Below are 13,851 nucleotides of genomic sequence, written 5' to 3' on the forward strand. Positions count from 1 at the left end.
GAGTTGAGACTTTGTCATGTTTACGTCATGTGAAGGAAATGAAACGCAGGTGATGTGCGGTGTGACTCCCAGTAAGTTCGGGAAAGTATTGGCATGAACACTTCCCGTCAACTGTGTGCGGTGGTACGCAAGTTGTGGCAGAGATCCTGCTATAGGGAGGTTCCATGAGACGTTCCCGACTTGCGGCATACGCCACCTCACTCCTCCTCGCCGCCGCTTCCGCCCTCACCGGGGCCACGGCGGCGCAGGCATCCGAAAACGCCGCTGCGACCGGCTATGTGGCCCTCGGCGACTCCTACTCCTCCGGAGTCGGCGCGGGCAGCTACATCGGATCCAGCGGCGAATGCAAGCGCAGTACGAAGGCGTACCCGCACCTCTGGGCCGCCGCCAACTCACCCTCGTCGTTCCACTTCACGGCATGCTCGGGCGCTCGTACGGGTGATGTTGTGGCGGGTCAGCTGGGCCCGCTCGGCTCCGGCACCGGTCTCGTCTCCATCACCATCGGAGGCAACGACGCCGGTTTCTCCGACGTCATGACGACCTGTGTGCTCCAGTCCGAGAGCGCCTGCGTCGCCCGCATCAACACGGCGAAGGCGTACGTCGACTCGACGCTGCCCGGCCGACTCGACTCCGTCTACTCGGCGATCAGCGCAAAGGCTCCGGCGGCCCACGTGGTCGTCCTGGGCTACCCCCGTTTCTACAAACTCAGCGGCAGCTGCGCGGCCGGCATGACCGAGGGTGAACGGTCCGCCATCAACAACGCCGCCGACTACCTGAACAGCGCCATCGCCAAGCGTGCCGCCGACCACGGCTTCACCTTCGGCGACGTCGTGCCCGCCTTCACCGGACACGAGATCTGCTCCGGCAGCCCCTGGCTGCACAGCGTCAACTGGCTGAACATCGGCGAGTCGTACCACCCGAAGGCTGCCGGACAGTCCGGCGGTTATCTGCCCGTGCTCAAGAGCGTGGCCTGACCGCCAAGTTGTGAGACGCGCCTACGGCGTATATGGCGTAGGGGAGGCCCCGTCCGTTGTCGGGGTCTCCGTCTCGCACGTCACCGAGAACGCCACCGAGTCGGACGTCGTATGCACGGGGCTACGGACCTCGACGCTCATCGCATTCTCGTAGGTGCCGTCCTCGTACCTCGTCTCCACATGATTGACCTGCTGGGACGTGTCGCCGTCGGAGAACGACAGCGTCTTCCAGCCCGGGTCCGAGGGTTCGCCGCTCTTCGTGACCCACCGGTAGTCGACCTCCGCCGGGGCGCGGCCCACCGTGATCGTCGCCGTGAACGTGGGCGCCTCGGCCTCCGGCGGCGGACAGGCGCCGCTGTAATCCGTGTTGTTGCCCGACAGCGACACCTCGACGGTCTGGGGAGGCGGAGAGCTCGTCTGTCCGCTGTCCGTCGAGCCACCGTTCGTGCCGTTGCTGCCCGAAGTCTCGCTGGTGGTCGTACCGTCGTCGCCTCCTCCGCTCGTACCGCCGTTGTCCTCGCCGCCGGTCGTGGAGCCGCCGTTGCCGGTTCCGCCCGTGGTGCCACCGGTGCTGCTGCTCTCGTCGCCCCCTCCGTTGTCATCGAGCAGGGCGTACGTCAGTCCCGCGAAGGCGAGCGCGAGGGCGACCAGGCCCGCGATCAGGACGACCGTGGCGCGCCGGGGGTGCGTGGGCTCCGCGGTGGTGGTCGTGGCGGTCGGGGTGCGGGACGGGACAGGAGCGGCGGGCGGGGTGTGCGGTGCGGGCGGGGTCGGCTGGGGGAGGGCCGCGACGGTCGGCGCGTAGGCGGCGGCTGCCGTACGAGGCGTGCCGCCCGCCGCGATGAGGCGCAGGTCCTCCTCGGCGGCTTCCCCCGAGAGCCGCTCGGCCGGGTCCTTGCGCAACAGGCCCTCGATGACCGGGGCCAGCGGGCCCGCACGGCGCGGCGGCGGCAGCTCCTCGTCGACGACCGCGCGCAGGGTGCTGAGCGGGGTGTCCTGGCGGAACGGTGAGTTGCCCTCGACCGCGGCGTACAGCATCACGCCGAGCGACCACAGGTCCGACTCGGGACCCGGGGTGCGCCCCAGCGCCCGCTCCGGGGCAAGGAACTCCGGCGAGCCGATCACCTCGCCGGTCATGGTGAGCGCGGAACTGCCCTCGACCATGGCGATACCGAAGTCGGTGAGGACGATGCGGCCGTCGTTCGCCATCAGTACGTTGCCGGGCTTCACATCGCGGTGCAGCACTCCGGCCTCGTGCGCGGCGCGCAGGGCGGCCAGCACCTCGGCGCCGATGTGCGCGGTGCGCTGCGGCGACAGCGGGCCCTCGGCGTCCAGGAGATCGTAGAGAGAGATGCCGCGGACCAGTTCCATCACGATCCAGGGGCGGCCCTCCTCCATGGCCACGTCGTACACCGTCACCACGTTCCGGTGCGCGACGCGGGCCGCAGCCCAGGCCTCGCGTTCCAGGCGCGCGTACATCCGCTCCACCTCGGGGGTGGGCAGCCCGGCCGGGGCGCGTACCTCCTTGACGGCGACCTCGCGGTGCAGCACTTCGTCACGGGCGCGCCAGACGGTCCCCATCCCGCCCTCGCCCAGCGGGGACAGCAGACGGTAACGCCCCGCGATCACCCGTTCATTGCGTGCCTCGTCCGACACGACGCCCCCATTCGCAAACGCACCATTCTGAACAAAAGTAGCTCAACCCAGTGCGGTTGCCGCCCCCTGGAGCACCAATCCAGCCCCAAGGGCCACGACGAGGCACGCGGAGCCGAGGGCGACGTTCCTGCGCACCAGCGCGGCCACCGGGCCGCCGGTCCAGCGGGGGCCGTCGGCCAGCAGGCGGCTGACCCTGCTGCCCAGCTTGACCACGGCGACCGCGGCCGCCGTCAGGGTCAGGGCGAGTCCGACGCCGTACGCGAGGACGAGCAGGAACCCGAACCAGGCCTTGCCGAGCGCGGCGGCCCCCACCAGGACGACGACGGCAGAGGGGCTCGGCACCAACCCGCCCGCGAAGCCGAGCAGGATCGTGCCGCGGAGGGTGGGCGCGATCTCGTGGGTGTGGGTGAAGCCGCCGTGGGTGTGGGTGTGGTTGGCGTGGGTGTGTTTGTGGTCGTGACCATGGGTGTGATTGTGACCGTGTGCGTGTTGGTGATCGTGCTGCTCTGCGTGCGAGTGGGGGTGTCCGGTCGTGTGGTGGTCGCTGTGCGCGGGGGCTTCCAGGAGCGCTGACGCATGGCCGTGCGCAGACGTGGCGTCCGCCTGGGCGTGTGCGAGCACGAGAGGTCGCTCGTGCCGCTCGGCGTGTTCGTGGGCGTCCCCGTGGCGATGGGCGTCGTCGTGCGCGTCCGTGTGGGGGTGGTCGTGCGGGCGCTCAGATTCGTGGTCGTGATCGTGGGTGTGGCCGTGTTCGTGCTCATGGTCGGGCACAGGAGGGTGCCCGTGCCCATGGGCACGGTTCCGCCAGGCTTTTCGTACGAGCGTCAGGCCCGCCGCCGTCACCAGGACGCCGCTCGCGATACCCAGCCACGTCACCACCGAGGGCGCCGCTGCCGAGCCGGCCGTGACCAGCAGGCCCAGCGCGACCACGCCCAGGGTGTGGGTGACCGTCACCGACGCGGCCAGGGGCAGGACGTCGCGCAGGCCGGCCCGGCCGCCGCGTGCCGCGGCCGTCGCGGCCATCAGCGTCTTGCCGTGACCCGGCGCGAGCGCGTGCATGGCGCCCAGGCCCACCGCGATGACCAGGGCCAGCGCCGCGAAGCCCGCGCTCAGGTCGTGGCGGGCCACCAGCGCGTCCAGGGCGCGGGTGAACCGGTCGGCGCCGCGCGGGAGTACGGAGGAGGCGGGGGCGTCGGAGTTCCCCTCGGCGAGGGCGGGTCCGCCGGGGCGGGCCTTCAGGGACGCGGTCGCCGTGTCCTCCGGTGACTGCAGCAACTCCTCGGGGTAGCTGGTCAGTTCGCGGGACACGGACTTCGTGGGCACGTCCGAGGAGGTGAGCGTCATCCGGTCGCCTCGCGCGGTGACCTCGCGCCAGCCGGGGCCGTTGACGACGGAGGCGCGAAAGCCGAGGGAGACCTCTCCCTCCGGCAGCGGTGCCGTCCAACGGCACTCCACCCGGAGCGTGTCGAGCCCGGCCTGCCCGGGACGCACACGTACGCGGCTCTCGCCGACGTCCAGCGCGACCTCGCGCCCGGCCACGGTCACCCGGCTCTTCCCGGCCGCCGTCGCGCACCGTTCCCGGGCCCAGCTCTCCTTGCCCGCCTCCTTGATCCGGGGCTTGGCCTGGGTCGCCGGGATCTCCGCAAGGTCCTCCACATGGTCGATCCGCAGCTTCTCGGGACCGATGACGAGTCCGTCGTACCGGTTGACGGTGAAGTTCCCGAGCGGGTGCGCGGCCGCGGTCCCCGTGGGGACGAGCAGCAGGGCGAGGGTGCCCATGAGAACGGCCACGCAGGCGGCGAACCGGCGACGGGGCAGGGAGTTCTTCCGACTCTTCAGGCTCTTCCGGCCTGCGGCTGTGCTCACTTGGCACCGCCCAGCTCGTTCAGGGCCGCGCGGGCTGCCTTCGCCCCCACCGGGGAGAAGCCCGGATTGAGTTCGAGTGCCGACGACAGGCTGTCGCGGGCTTCCTTCTCGTTGCCGTTGGCGTGTTCGATCATGCCGCGGTGGTAGAGGAAGGTGGCGTCCTGGTAGCCGGTGGCCGTGGCGCGGCGGGCGTAGGGGAGGGCTTCCTCGTCGCGGCCGTTGACGTGCAGGGCCCAGGCTAGGGCGTCCGCGGTGTGCACGGTCTCGCGGCGGTCCCACTCCGCCTTCGCGGCGCGCAGGGCGGACTTGCGGTCGCCGTGGTCCGCCGCCGCGAGGGCCGTGTCGAGGTCGGCGTTGACGCCGTTCGCGCGAGCCAGCGCGGTCCACGCGTCGACCAGGGCGTACTGGTCGCGGGCCTTCGCCTTGTCGCCCTCGGCGCCGCGGGCCTCGTACAACTCGCCCAGCGCGACCAGCGGGCCGGGCAACGGGAAGCCGGCCACGACCTCCTCCATGCCGCGGATCGCCGCCGCCTGGTCGCCGTTCGCGGCCTGGGCGCGGGCGCGGCCCTCCAGAGCGGGGAGGTACGTGCTGTCGGCCCGCAGCGCCCGCGCGTAGTGCTTCAGCGCGGTCTCGTACTCGCCCTCGCGCCAGGCGAGCTGGCCGAGCGAGGTCGCCACGTACGCCACGTCTCCGGGGGCGGTGGCACTGGTGAGCGCCTGCTCCAGGACGCGCCGCGCGGTGGGTACGTCGCCGCGCAGCTCGCGTACGTAGGCGTACCGGGTGAACACGGGGATGCCGGGGCGACGGGCGTCGGCCTCGTCGGAGGCCTTCAATGCCTCGTCGTAGCGGCCGAGTTCGACCAGGGCGTCGATCCGCGAGGACAACGCCCGCTCGTTGTACGGGTTCTGCTCCAGCGAGTCCTCCGCATACCGCAGCGCCCCGGGGAAGTCATGTCGCGCGGCGGCCAGCGCCGCCTGTCCGGCGAGCGCCGGGTCGTTGTCGGGCCGCAGCTTCAGCGAACGGTCCAGCGCGCGCTGCGCCTGCGGATACCGAGACGGGTCGCCGTTGGTGCGCGCCTGCTCGACGTACGCGACGCCGAGCGTGGCCCACCCGCTGAAGTCCTTGGGCTGCGCCTTCAGATGTCCCTGGAGCGCGGAGATGCTCTCATTGAGATTGCCGCCGGCCAGCAACTCGGGCGCGGTCCCGGGCACGGAGGCCACGGCCCTCACCCCACCGTCATCCCGGGACCCCATCACGACGGCTCCGGCGGTCATCGCCACAGCGAGAGCAACAGCACAAGCGGCCAGCCGCACCACCCGAGCCCGCCGCGATTCCGGCGCCGCCTCGGGGCGACCCGGGGCGGCGCCCGGTGTGGGCTCCTCCGTGGCTTGGGGAGTGTCCTCGCCCTCGGCGGGCGCGGAGGCATCGGTGGAAGCCGCCTGCTGGTCGGGCTCGGTGGCGCCGTCCTCGGTCTTGCGCGGGGACATGCCCTCTCCTCAATGTCCTGAAGGTGCGGTTGTACGGGGTGAAGGCGCGGCCCGCGCCGTGGGGGATGGTGGTTGCGGGCCGCGCCAGTTTGGGGGTGGCTGACCGGACTTGCCGAAGTCCGGTGCGGTCCGTGCCCCGAAGGAGGCCGCAGGCCTCTCAGGGGCGCGGGGAACTGCGCGACCAGCCACAACGGACCCGCAGTTCCGAACCGCACTTCCAGCGGAGCGCTTGGCTTAGTAGTAGCCGCTCATCCGCCGCCGGCTGCGCCACCACATGAGCCCCGTGCCGATCAGCAGGAAGCCGGCCGCGCCCGACACCGCCGACACGGCGATCAGCGTGGTGTCGTCCATGCCGCCGATGTTGCCGCTGCTCGTGCCCGCCGGCGTCAGCGCGTCGCCGAGCTGGTTGCGTACGTCGCCCTTGGTGCCGTCCGTACCCTTGGCCAGCGGTCCGCGCGAACCCTCGGTCGGCAGAGCGACGTACGGGAAGGCCTTCTCGAAGTCCTTGTCGTTCTTGTCGACCGCGTCGCCCAAGTCGTTCTTCGCGCCGAGCAGTTCACCCTCGACGACCTGAAGCGAGGCGTCGATCACGTCGTCGGTGAGCCGACGCCCGTTGGGGAAGCCCGCGTTGTCGCCGTCCAGCACACCGAGCCGCTTCGGCTCGGCCGCCGGCTTGATCGAGGTGTTGAGCCGAAGCATCTCCGAAGCCCGGACGTGCGGCGGCTGGTTGAGGTCCGGAACACCCTTCAGGAAGACGTCCACGAGGTCGTTCCTGGGCTCGTCCGGCGCCGGGATCTTGTAGATCGCCTCGATGAGCTTCGGCAGCTCCGGTTCGGTCACGTTCTTGAGGAACTGCGCGTCGTCCCACGGAGCGGACGCGTTGAACGTGTCCTTGTCCTTGATCGGGTTGACGACCTCGTTCACCAGCGGGTTCCCGAGCCGTGAGACCTGCCTGAAGTGCCCGTTCGCGCCCTTGCGGTTCGTCGTCGCCCAGATTCCGACGACCGGCTGCTTGGCCGACTCCTGGATCAGCTCGTTCGGGAGCTGCAGGGCGATGGAGTTGACGTTGTATTCCTTGAGGGTGTCGTTGCCGACCTCCGACAGGTTCCCGCCGTACAGCAGGTCGAAGACCCGCAGATCCGCGAAGAACGGATCGTCCGCCTGACCCGCGAACGTCTTCGCCTCGTAATTCCCGAGCTCCTTGACCGCCTGGTCACGCAGCTTGGCGTAGTCCGGCATCGACGCCTTGCCGACGTTCGACGGAGCGACCGGCACGTCGTCCGCGACGTACGTCCGCTTCACGAGCTTCTGGTCCTTCAGCTGCAGCAGCTGGAGGTCGTAGGTCTGCGTGATGTTCAGGTCGGGGTCGTCCAGGCTCTCGACCGGCCCCGTGTTGTACAGGAAGCTCTTGTCGTTCTTGACGTGCGTGTCGAACGTGTACCGGAACAGCAGATCGCCCTGCGCGTCCCCGTCCTTGTCGATGTGGATGTCGTACTGGGCGTCCTCCGCGAACGTGTAGAAGTTCGGTCCGCCCGCCGGCTCCTCGAACGGGATCACGTTCGCCACGATCGTCGTCGTGTCCGGGGTGTCGGGGCTCGCGAACGCGTACAGGTCCGTGTTGTCGAACTGCGGCGTCCCCGAGATCAGCGGGGCCTCCCGGTGGCTGGAGGCGGTCGCCTCTTCCGGTTCGAGCGCGGTCACGCCGGCGGCTGCTAGCCCCCCGGCAGCCAGCGCCCCACAGACGAGGGTCGTGAGGCTCCTGTGTCCCACGATCCTGCGGATGTTAGGTGTCATGCCGTCCGTCCTCTGTTACAAGCTGCGTTCCCGCGGTTCTGGCGAGAGGCGACGGACGGTGTGGTCCGCTCGGCCCTGGCGCTCGTTGCCGCGTGTTTTGTTGCCTGACACACGCCATTCGGTGCCGCCGGGCGGGCGGATTGGTTTGAGTTTCACCCGTGTTTTTCGACGAGTTGATCTGCGGACCCATCCGAACGGGTGCCCGCGCCGAATGCTTGACTGTCGGGACAGGCCGACACGCGGCCGGGAGAGGGGGGTTACGGGTGCAGGCGGACGAACTTCTGGTGCTCGTGGCCAAAGGCGACCAGAAGGCTTTCGAGGATCTGTACGGACTGGTGTCCGGACCGGTCTTCGGTCTGGTGCGCCGCGTGGTGCGGGACCCGGCCCAGTCGGAGGAGGTGGCCCAGGAGGTGCTCCTCGAACTCTGGCGCTCCGCCGCCCGCTACGACCCCGGCCGAGGCAGTGCCCTCGCCTGGGTCCTCACCCTCGCGCACCGCCGCGCGGTCGACCGGGTCCGCAGCGCCCGCGCGGCCGGCGAACGCGAGATGCGTGAGGCCCAGCGTGCCAACGGACCCGCCTTCGACCAGGTCGCCGAGGAGGTCGAGGCCGGTCTCGAACGCGAATGGGTACGCCGCTGCCTGGACCGGCTCACCGCACTGCAACGCCAGTCCGTCACTCTCGCCTACTACGACGGCTACACGTACCGTGAAGTGGCCGAGCGGCTCTCCTTGCCGCTCGGCACGGTCAAGACGCGCATGCGCGACGGACTCACGCGGCTGCGCGAATGCCTGGGAGGTGCCGTATGACCGTCCTCTTCAGGCGCAGCGAAATGCACTCGCTGGCCGCCCCGTACGCCCTCGACGCGCTGGAACCCCGCGAACACCAGCGTTTCGAGAAGCACTTGAAGCGCTGCGACAGCTGCGCCGCCGAGGTGCGCCTCCTGCGCGAGGACGCGGTCCGCCTCGCCTGGAACACGGCCGCCCCGGCCCCGGCCGCGATGCGCAACCGGGTCCTCATGGCCGTACGGACCACACCCCAGGAGTCTGCCCCGGGGCAGACCGCCCCGGGGCCGCAGCCGCACCCGCGCGCCGCACAGCAGCCGCTGCCCGGGATGCGTGCACAGCGGCCGCGCCCCTCGCGGCTGCACGGCCTGTTGTCCCCGCTCGCCGCCACCACCGCCGCGGCGGCGCTCGTCGTCGCCGCGCTGTTCGGCGTCCAGGCCTCCCGCACCCAGGACCAGCTCGACCAGGAGCGGACCCAGGCACGTGAGATCGCCAACATTCTCGCGGCGCCGGACGCCGCCGCGAGCGCCGGACAGGTCGCGAACGGCCAGAGCATCAACGTCGTCGCGTCCGCCTCGGAGCGGGCCGCCGTGGTCACCCCCGCGGGCCTCGGCAGACCTACGAACGGAAGGGTTCACCAACTGTGGCTCATGCGACCAGAGGTCCAACCGCGCTCCCTGGGCCTGTTCGACGGCGACACGCCCTTGCTCGCCACCGATTTGAACCCGGATGCGACCTCACTCGCCGTCACCGTCGAGCCGCAGGGCGGCTCTCCACAGCCCACATCTGCCCCAGTTGTCCAACTCGCCCTGAATTCGGTTGGATTCGGAGAGTAATCGTCGGAGTAATCGTCAACGGCCTTACGAAGAAGGTGAATCCTGCGCCCGGGATACACGAGTGTCATGAGGGAGCGATAGGGTTAACCTGCCCGGGCCGGGTGCCCTCGTATGGGTGGGAGTGACATGGAACAGATAACAGTGCGTGGCAGGGCGCGAGTCCCTGCGATCACCTGCGGGAGCAGCGCGACCAGTTCGCGCCTCGACCGCCATCTCTCGGTGCTGGGTGGCCCCGCCATCCCGCAGGGAGAGACGACCGAGGCGACCTCACTGATGCGTGAGCTCACCGCACGTGATCACACACAGGAGCGCAACAGCAGGCGCGCACGAGTGCGGCGGGTCTCGCTCTTCGCCCCCCTGCGCCGACTGCGCCGATCCCTGTTCGGCGGCCGCTGATCAGCGACCCCGGTCACTGACCGGCAACCGACCCGAACACCTTCGCACCCGCTTCCCACCCGCGGTGCGAACGCATCACGCAAGCACAGGAGTTGATGCTCAACGTCCGCCGGTCGCGTACCGGCGGACGGCGAGCGGCAGGAACACGGCGATCAGTACCGCGCACCAGGCCAGCGATCCCGCCACCGGATGCGCCACGGGCCAGGCGGCACCCTCCGGCACCGGCGCATTGCCGAACAGATCCCGCACCGCCGTCGTCACCGCACTGATGGGATTCCACTCGGCCGCCGTGCGCAGCCAGCCCGGCAGATTGTCCGTCGGGATGTACGCATTGGACAGCAGCGGCAGGATGAAGGTCGCCCCGCCCAACTGCCCTGCTGCCTCCTCACTCTGGGACGCGAGCCCGAGCAGGATCCCGATCCATGTCATCGCGAACCGGAAGAGCATCAGCAAGGCGACGGCCGCCACAGCCTCAGCCGCTGTCCCCTCGATCCGCCAGCCCACCGCGAGCCCGACCAGCAGCAGCGGCACCATCCCCGCAGTGGTCAGCACCAGATCGGACGCCGCCTGGCCGAGCGGCACCGCGGCCCGGCTCATCGGCAGCGTACGGAAGCGGTCCATCACGCCCCGGTGCGAGTCCCGGGCCGCCTCGAACATCCCCGTCATGATCCCGTTCGCCGCGGTCGCCACCAGCAGCCCCGGCACCAGGAACGAGCGGTACTCGGCGCCCGGCATGGCGAGCGCGCTGCCGAAGACGTAGCCGAAGAACAGCAGCATCGTGATCGGCATCGTCTGGGTGAGGATCAGCAGCCCGGGATTGTGCCGGACCCGCTGAAGCTGCCGGCCGAGCATGGCCGTTGTGTCGTACGCGAGGGCGCTCATGTCACCAGGTCCTTACGGTCGGTCGGGCTGTCGGTCAGGCGCAGGAACACGTCGTCGAGGCTCGGCGGACGCAGGCTCGCGTCGAGCAACGGCACGCCCGCGGCGTCGAGTTCGCGTACCAGGCGGGGGAGGGTGAGCGTCGGATCGGTGGTGACGGCGCCGACGGCGTGCCGTTCGTGGTCGAAGTGTGGTTCGCCGCCGGTGAGCTGGTCGAGCACGACGGCCGCCTGGGGCACGGCGTCCGCGTGGGCGACGACGACTTCCGCGTACGAGCCGATGAGTGCCTTGAGCGCGGCGGGCGAGCCGGTGTGCGCGACCCTGCCCTCGTCCACCAGTGCGATGTCGTCGGCCAGTTGATCGGCTTCCTCCAGGTACTGCGTGGTCAGCAGCACCGTCGTACCGTCCGCGGCGAGGTCGCGTACCGCTTGCCAGATCTGGTTGCGGCTGGCGGGGTCGAGCCCGGTCGTCGGCTCGTCCAGGAAGAGCACCGCGGGCCGCGTGATCAGGCTTGCGGCCAGGTCGAGGCGGCGCCGCATGCCGCCCGAGTAGGTGGACGCGAGCCGGCCCGCGGCTTCGGTGAGCTCGAAGCGGTCGAGGAGGTCGTCGGCGCGGGCGTGCGCCTTCGGGGCGCGGCGCAGCTTCGCGAAGAGCCGCAGGTTCTCCCGCCCCGTGAGATCGCCGTCGACCGAGGCGAACTGGCCCGTCACGCCGATGGCGCGGCGGACCGCGCCCGGCTCCCGTACGAGGTCGTGCCCCGCGATCCGCGCGGACCCCGCGTCGGGCCGCAGCAGCGTGGTCAGGACCCGTACGGCCGTGGTCTTGCCCGCGCCGTTCGGTCCGAGCAACCCGCAGACCGTGCCCTCGGCGATCGCGAGGTCCAGCCCTCGGAGGGCGTGGACCTCCCCGAAGCGCTTCTCGAGTCCTTCACTAAGTACAGCGTACGTAGAAGTCATGGGTCGACCATAGCGCATTACGTACGCTGTACGTAACTAGGATGGTCACGAGGTGATCGACCCATGGCAGGGCGCAAGGCCGTACCCGAAGTGATCTGGAACCGCCCCGAGCGCACGGGACGCGGTCCGCGTCCCGCGTACACCCGCGTGGACATCGCGGCTGCCGCGGTGCGGATCGCGGACGCGCAAGGGCTGGACGCGGTGTCGATGCGGCATGTGGCGGCCGAGTTGGGCTGCGGCACGATGTCGCTGTACAACTACGTGCCGCGCAAGGAGGACCTGTACGAGCTGATGATCGACGCCGTCGGCGCAGAGCACGACTTCAAGGAGCCCTCGGGCGACTGGCGCGCCGACATGCTCCGCAACGCCCATCAGACCCGCGTCATCATGCACCGCCACCCCTGGCTGCCGCGCCTGATGGCGGGGATCTACGGCTTCAGCCCCAACACCCTGCGCTATCTGGAGCACTGCCTGGCCTGCCTCGAACCGCTCGACCTCCCGTACAGCACGAAGATGGAGATGGTCGCCCTGCTCAACGGCATCGTGACGACCTACACCGCGAACGAGCTCGCCACCACCGAGCGCACCCGCTCCATGCCCTGGTCCGAGGAGGAGGAGAACGCGGTCCGTATCGCCTACCTCGGCAGTCAGGTGGCCACCGGCGCGTATCCGCGACTGGCCGCGGCGCTCATGGAGGACTCCGGGCCGATCGACCTGGAGGAGGTGTTCGATCGCGCGCTCGGCAGGGTCCTGGACGCGTTCGACCCCAAGCACTGAGCACCGAGCGCTAGAGCAGTGCGAACTGCCCCTCAGGCCCCTCCTCGTGGTGGTCGAGGACCGAGGCGGGCCTGCGTGCCGCCGCCGGGACCGGGAGCACGCCCGCGCGGCCCAGCTCGGCCGCGGTGACCGGCGCTGTCATGGTCAACTCGGCCCGCTGAGGCGTCAGTTCCGCGAGCAACGCCAACACCGTGATCAGCTCGAGCAGTTCGGAGGTCCAGGCCTGGGGCCACGTGGCAGGGCGGATCGCCTCCAGCGTGCCGGGCTCCGGGGGAGCGGTCCGGGTGGTGAACCACTGGTCCAGGACCCGGGCGCCTCCCACCTCGAAGTCCCAGGCGGCGGGCGGTACGGGGGAGATGCGGCCCTCGTCGAGGTGGAGAGTCTCCTCGTCGCGGTCGTAGCGGAGTTCGAGAGGGCGGGCGGGGAGCGGGGCGCGTACGTAGGGGCGCCGCCCGCCGGGGAGTTTGGGGCGGTCGCCGTCGCGGCGCATCAGCCTGAGCATGCGGTGGCCCAACTCGGTGCCGTATGCCCAGAGTTCGGGGGCGGCGGTGAGCGGGACGGCGCAACCGCCGGGGCCCGTCCGCGCCACCGCCACCGTCCAGGCGAGGACGTCGAGCGGGGCGGGGGAGTGGCCCAGGCGTTTGGCGAGGTGGTCCACGAGGCCGGGCGCGAGGTTCGGTTCGAGGCCGCCGGGGCGGCGGTACAGGGGGTGGATGCGGCCGGGGCGGGCCGCGGGGGCGTTCTTCGGCTGCCGCGGCTGCGGCGGGAGCACGGGCAGCACGGACGCGACGAGCAGCGCGGGCCCCTCTGGCGCGGGCGCCTGCTCGACGGCGAACACCTGCCGCTCGTCCGCCACCCGCCACAGCTCCGGGCGGGCCGCGTCGATCAGCCGGTGGTCCGGTATCAGCCACTGCTCGTCGAACGGCCCGTGCAACACGCGTACGGGCTCCGCGCAGGGCCCCGACGCACGGGCCAGCCGACCCGTTCCACTGGACTGGCCCGGCAGTTGTGCCACCGCCGAGTGCAGGTTCCGCGCGCGCGTGACACCGAACAAGGCCTCCCGGTCGGGCCCTTCGGCCTTCACAAAGGCGTCCCAACGCGCTTTCAGGGACGCCGCATCGGGCGCCGTCGGCCACCCCCGGCCCAGCCGAGGCGGTGCGACGGACCACGGCATGAGGTCCGCGAGCAGCGGAGCGTCGTGCGTCACGCTCGGCATGTTACGACGTGCCTCCGGCGGTTGGGTGGGGCACGTACGGGGGTGGTGGTTCGGTCCGTTGGCGACTGCGGGCCCGTCGTGGCTGGTCGCGCAGTTCCCCGCGCCCCTTAAAAAGCCTGCGGCTCCCCGCGCCCGGAGCAAGCCCGCACCCCCACGCGCCCGCAGCCTCCCTCCGGTGGGAGGGGTCGTGGGCCGGTGCGTCGTATGCCCGTCGCTTAGCTCCGGTCTCGGA

12 protein-coding genes are annotated in these 13,851 nt (G+C 70.7%); 5 read left to right on the top strand and 7 right to left on the bottom strand.

What is annotated here, in order from left to right:
* Positions 1 to 164 precede the first annotated feature (164 nt).
* A complete protein-coding gene (locus OP79_RS28300) occupies positions 165 to 974 on the top strand; it encodes an SGNH/GDSL hydrolase family protein (RefSeq protein ID WP_033324103.1) in 810 nt (269 codons plus the stop codon).
* Between the two features lie 21 nt (positions 975 to 995).
* On the opposite strand, the gene OP79_RS54175 is transcribed toward OP79_RS28300, so the two are convergent.
* The 4 genes from OP79_RS54175 to OP79_RS28320 all read right to left on the bottom strand — a co-directional run bounded on the left by OP79_RS54175 (position 996) and on the right by OP79_RS28320 (position 7,777).
* A complete protein-coding gene (locus tag OP79_RS54175; RefSeq protein WP_033324104.1) occupies positions 996 to 2,630 on the bottom strand; it encodes a serine/threonine-protein kinase in 1,635 nt (544 codons plus the stop codon).
* Between the two features lie 42 nt (positions 2,631 to 2,672).
* A complete protein-coding gene (locus OP79_RS28310; protein ID WP_051744982.1) occupies positions 2,673 to 4,409 on the bottom strand; it encodes an urease accessory protein UreH domain-containing protein in 1,737 nt (578 codons plus the stop codon).
* A gap of 83 nt (positions 4,410 to 4,492) precedes the next feature.
* Positions 4,493 to 5,983, bottom strand: coding sequence for a tetratricopeptide repeat protein (locus OP79_RS28315; RefSeq protein ID WP_033324105.1), 1,491 nt, complete (start codon positions 5,981 to 5,983; stop codon positions 4,493 to 4,495).
* Positions 5,984 to 6,217: 234 nt separating this feature from the next.
* Entirely contained in the window at positions 6,218 to 7,777 is a 1,560-nt protein-coding gene (locus tag OP79_RS28320) for a DUF4331 domain-containing protein (protein WP_033324106.1), read from the bottom strand.
* A 263-nt stretch (positions 7,778 to 8,040) separates the two neighbouring features.
* Between OP79_RS28320 and OP79_RS28325 the strand changes: the two genes are divergently transcribed.
* The 3 genes from OP79_RS28325 (at position 8,041) to OP79_RS28335 (ending at position 9,791) form a co-directional block, all read left to right on the top strand.
* A complete protein-coding gene (locus OP79_RS28325) occupies positions 8,041 to 8,583 on the top strand; it encodes a sigma-70 family RNA polymerase sigma factor (protein ID WP_033324107.1) in 543 nt (180 codons plus the stop codon).
* Complete coding sequence (locus tag OP79_RS28330) at positions 8,580 to 9,395, top strand: anti-sigma factor (protein WP_033324108.1); 816 nt, start codon at positions 8,580 to 8,582, stop codon at positions 9,393 to 9,395. The genes OP79_RS28325 and OP79_RS28330 overlap by 4 nt, the downstream gene beginning before the upstream one ends.
* A 126-nt stretch (positions 9,396 to 9,521) precedes the next feature.
* Positions 9,522 to 9,791, top strand: coding sequence for a hypothetical protein (locus tag OP79_RS28335; protein WP_033324109.1), 270 nt, complete (start codon positions 9,522 to 9,524; stop codon positions 9,789 to 9,791).
* Between the two features lie 99 nt (positions 9,792 to 9,890).
* On the opposite strand, the gene OP79_RS28340 is transcribed toward OP79_RS28335, so the two are convergent.
* Together OP79_RS28340 and OP79_RS28345 are read right to left on the bottom strand one after the other, a co-directional pair.
* On the bottom strand, positions 9,891 to 10,673 hold the full coding sequence (locus tag OP79_RS28340) for an ABC transporter permease (RefSeq protein ID WP_033324110.1): 783 nt from the start codon (positions 10,671 to 10,673) through the stop codon (positions 9,891 to 9,893).
* On the bottom strand, positions 10,670 to 11,626 hold the full coding sequence (locus OP79_RS28345) for a daunorubicin resistance protein DrrA family ABC transporter ATP-binding protein (RefSeq protein ID WP_033324111.1): 957 nt from the start codon (positions 11,624 to 11,626) through the stop codon (positions 10,670 to 10,672). Before OP79_RS28345 ends, OP79_RS28340 begins: the two co-directional genes overlap by 4 nt.
* Before the next feature lie 63 nt (positions 11,627 to 11,689).
* Here OP79_RS28345 and OP79_RS28350 point away from each other — a divergent pair, with 63 nt between their 5' ends.
* Positions 11,690 to 12,403, top strand: a complete 714-nt coding sequence (locus tag OP79_RS28350) for a TetR/AcrR family transcriptional regulator C-terminal domain-containing protein (RefSeq protein WP_033324112.1) — start codon at positions 11,690 to 11,692, stop codon at positions 12,401 to 12,403.
* Positions 12,404 to 12,413: 10 nt separating this feature from the next.
* Here the strand turns inward: OP79_RS28350 and OP79_RS28355 are convergent, their stop codons facing one another.
* The gene (locus OP79_RS28355; protein WP_033324113.1) at positions 12,414 to 13,619 is read right to left on the bottom strand and encodes a type ISP restriction/modification enzyme; all 1,206 of its coding nucleotides are present in this window, start codon (positions 13,617 to 13,619) and stop codon (positions 12,414 to 12,416) included.
* Between the last annotated feature and the right edge of the window lie 232 nt (positions 13,620 to 13,851).

It is taken from the genome of Streptomyces yerevanensis (assembly GCF_000716805.1).
GTDB lineage: Bacteria > Actinomycetota > Actinomycetes > Streptomycetales > Streptomycetaceae > Streptomyces > Streptomyces flaveus.